This is a genomic window from Azospirillum sp. UFLA03-27 (assembly GCF_059803775.1).
In genome coordinates this window covers 1-3,419 of the sequence record NZ_JAUQTX010000411.1, presented here as the reverse complement: position 1 = coordinate 3,419, position 3,419 = coordinate 1, and the positions used below count along the sequence as shown (strand labels likewise).

Sequence of the window (3,419 nt, the reverse complement as noted above, 5' to 3'; positions counted from 1 at the left end):
CTCGCGTATAATCGTCGGCAGCGTCAGATGTGTATAAGAGACAGACCAGGGACAGCGCGAACGACGATCTACCGCTCCACGGCCTGCTGAAATGGGCCGACCGCATCCTGGCGCGCTGAGGGAGGGATTCCATGCATCCGGCCTTCTCCATCATCTTCTTCACCAGCGCTGCAGGCGCCGGCTACGGCCTGCTCGCCCTGCTCGGCCTGCTGGCGCCCTTCGGCCTGCTGCCGGCGAGCCCGCTGTTCGGCCTCGCCGCCCTCGCCCTCGCCCTGGGTCTGGTGGTGGCCGGGCTGTTGTCCTCGCTGGCCCATCTCGGCCGGCCGGAGCGGGCGTGGCGGGCGCTGTCGCAATGGCGCAGTTCCTGGCTGTCGCGCGAAGGCGTGGCGGCGGTCGCCACCTTCCTGCCGGCGGGCGTCTTCGCCATCGCCTGGATCGCCCTGGCGACCACCGGCGTCATCACCGGCATTGCCGGCTGGATCACCGCGGCGATGGCGGCGGTCACCGTCTATTGCACGGCGATGATCTACGCCTCTCTGAAGCCGATCCGCCAATGGGCCAACCCCTGGGTGCCTCGCAGCTATCTGGCGCTGTCGCTGATGACCGGGGCGCTGCTGCTGAACGCGCTGCTCGGCGTGGCGGGGCAGGCGCCGGCTTGGTCTTCCCTGCTGGCGCTGGCGTCGGTGGCGCTGGCCTGGGCGGCGAAGGAAGGGCATTGGCGGCATTGCGCCACCACTCGCCCCGTCAGCACGGCGGAGACGGCGACCGGGCTCGGCCACATCGGGCGGGTCCGCCTGCTCGACGCCCCGCACAGCGAGGACAACTACCTGCTCAAGGAAATGGGCTTCCGCGTCGGGCGTCGTCACGCCGTCCGCCTGCGCCTCATCACCCGCCTCGCCGCCTTCGCCCTGCCGGCGGCGCTGAGCCTCGGCGCTCTGGTCGCCGGCCCCGGCGCCTTGTCCGGCACCCTGGCGCTGCTGGCCGCCGCCGCCGCCGCGCTGGGGGTGATCGCCGAACGCTGGCTCTTCTTCGCCGAGGCGAAGCACACCGTGACCCTCTTCTACGGCGCCGGGGAAGCCTGAGGCCGCCTCTTCAACCACCCACCACAGGAAAGGAACAGAGATGCCGCATGACCATACCGATCACGGCTCCGCCCTGGCCTTCCTGATGACCCGCGCCAAGGCGATGGATGCCCGGAGCCTCTACATCTGCGGCTCGCCCTCCTGCCCCCGCGTGGGCTTCCGCTCCGGCTCCGGCGTCGTCTACGAGCCACTGTCCACCAGCCTCGCCGGACGCCTTGTCGACCGTTTCGCGGTGGACGGCCTCGGCCTCAGCCAAGGGCTGCTCGTCTGGAGCGGGCGCCATTACCGCTGGTTCAGCATGCCGATGCCGGAGGGGGACGACGGCTACGCCCCCCTGATCGCCGTGCACCGGCCGGCCATTTGTCCCGGCCTCGGCGAGCGGGCCATGCCGCGCGTGATCGCCGGCTGACCGCCCCGCCCTCCCCCTTCATCCCATTCATGCAACGAGGATGCGCACCATGAAAATGACCACCGAGGAAGCGTTCGTGAAGGTCCTTCAGATGCACGGCATCCGGCACGCCTTCGGGATCATCGGATCGGCCATGATGCCGGTCTCCGACCTCTTCCCCAAGGCCGGCATCCGGTTCTGGGACTGCGCGCACGAAACCAATGCCGCCCTGATCTGCGACGGCTACAGCCGCGTCACTGGGGAAATGGCCATGGCCATCGCCCAGAACGGCCCCGGCGTGACCGGCTTCGTCACCTCGATCAAGACCGCCTACTGGAACCATACGCCGATGCTGCTGGTGACGCCGCAGGCCGCCAACAAGACCATCGGCCAGGGCGGTTTCCAGGAGGTCGAGCAGATGGCCATGTTCAGGGAGATGGTCTGCTACCAGGAGGAGGTGCGCGATCCCAGCCGCATGGCCGAGGTGCTGAACCGCGTCATCGAAAAGGCGTGGCGCGGCTGCGCCCCGGCGCAGATCAACGTGCCGCGTGATTTCTGGACCCAGGTCATCGACGTTGAACTGCCACAGATCGTCCGGCTGGAGCGCCCGGCGGGCGGGCGGCAGGCCATCGCCGAGGCGGCGCGCCTGCTGTCGGAGGCGAAATTCCCGGTCATCCTCAACGGCGCCGGGGTGGTGATCGGCGGGGCCATTCCGGACAGCATCGCGCTGGCGGAGCGGCTGGACGCGCCGGTCTGCTGCGGCTACCAGCACAACGACGCCTTCCCCGGCAGCCACCCGCTGTCGGTCGGGCCGCTCGGCTACAACGGGTCCAAGGCGGCGATGGAGCTGATCGCCAAGGCCGACGTCGTGCTGGCGCTCGGCACCCGGCTCAACCCCTTCTCCACCCTGCCCGGCTACGGCATCGATTATTGGCCGAAGGGCGCGCAGATCATCCAGGTCGACATCAACCCCGACCGCATCGGCCTGACCAAGAAGGTCTCGGTCGGCATCTGCGGAGACGCCCGCCAAGTGGCCCAGCAGATCCTGGCGCAGCTCGCCCCCGGCGCCGGGGACGCGGGCCGGCTGGAGCGCCGCGCCTTGATCCACCAGACCAAGTCGGCGTGGCTTCAGCTCCTGTCCTCGCTCGACCATGAGGAGGACGATCCCGGAACGAGCTGGAACGCCGAAGCGCGCGAGCGCGAGTCCGACCGCATGTCGCCGCGTCAGGCGTGGCGGGCCATCCAGGCCGCCCTGCCCGCCGACGCCATCCTCTCCACCGACATCGGCAACAACTGCGCCATCGGCAACGCCTACCCCACCTTCGAGGAGGGGCGGAAGTATCTGGCGCCGGGCATGTTCGGCCCCTGCGGCTACGGCTTCCCATCGATCGTCGGGGCGAAGATCGGTTGCCCCGGCACGCCGGTGGTCGGGTTCGCCGGTGACGGCGCCTTCGGCATCTCGATGAACGAGATGTCCTCCATCGGGCGCGAGGGATGGCCGGCGGTCACCATGGTGATCTTCCGGAACTTCCAATGGGGGGCGGAGAAGCGCAACACGACGCTGTGGTACGACAACAACTTCGTCGGCACGGAGCTGAACCCCAAGCTCAGCTACGCCAAGGTGGCCGAGGGTTGCGGCCTCAAGGGCGTCACCGCGCACACCCAGGACGAGGTGACCGCCGCCCTGCGCCAAGCCATAGAGGACCAGGGCCGCGGCATCACCACCTTCGTCGAGGTCATCCTGAACCAGGAACTGGGCGAGCCGTTCCGCCGCGACGCCATGAAGAAGCCGGTGGCGGTCGCCGGCATCAACCCGTCGGACATGCGCCCGCAGCAGGCCTTGTAAGGTTGGGCGCAGCGCCGCCTGTGCGGTGCTTCCTTGCATGAGTTGTCGGGGCTTTGCCCCCACCTGTCTCTTATACACATCTCCGAGCCCACGAGACTATAAC

At 69.0% G+C, this 3,419-nt stretch carries 3 protein-coding genes; all 3 read left to right on the top strand.

Annotation, left to right across the window (positions count from 1 at the left end):
* The first annotated feature begins 131 nt into the window (after positions 1 to 131).
* Genes Q4I23_RS31605 through xsc form a run of 3 tightly spaced genes read left to right on the top strand, consistent with a single transcriptional unit; the run spans position 132 to position 3,316 of the window.
* On the top strand, positions 132 to 1,082 hold the full coding sequence (locus tag Q4I23_RS31605; protein WP_498528845.1) for a dimethyl sulfoxide reductase anchor subunit family protein: 951 nt from the start codon (positions 132 to 134) through the stop codon (positions 1,080 to 1,082).
* Between the two features lie 40 nt (positions 1,083 to 1,122).
* Positions 1,123 to 1,491, top strand: a complete 369-nt coding sequence (locus tag Q4I23_RS31600) for a hypothetical protein (protein ID WP_498528844.1) — start codon at positions 1,123 to 1,125, stop codon at positions 1,489 to 1,491.
* Between the two features lie 49 nt (positions 1,492 to 1,540).
* Positions 1,541 to 3,316, top strand: coding sequence for a sulfoacetaldehyde acetyltransferase (gene xsc, locus Q4I23_RS31595; protein ID WP_498528843.1), 1,776 nt, complete (start codon positions 1,541 to 1,543; stop codon positions 3,314 to 3,316).
* Positions 3,317 to 3,419: the final 103 nt, after the last annotated feature.

Excerpts from the sequence above, each read along its gene's own strand:
- Q4I23_RS31600 (WP_498528844.1), top strand. The coding sequence starts at position 1,123 with ATGCCGCATGACCATACCGATCACGGCTCCGCCCTGGCCTTCCTGATG.
- xsc (WP_498528843.1), top strand. The coding sequence starts at position 1,541 with ATGAAAATGACCACCGAGGAAGCGTTCGTGAAGGTCCTTCAGATGCAC.
- Q4I23_RS31605 (WP_498528845.1), top strand. The coding sequence starts at position 132 with ATGCATCCGGCCTTCTCCATCATCTTCTTCACCAGCGCTGCAGGCGCC.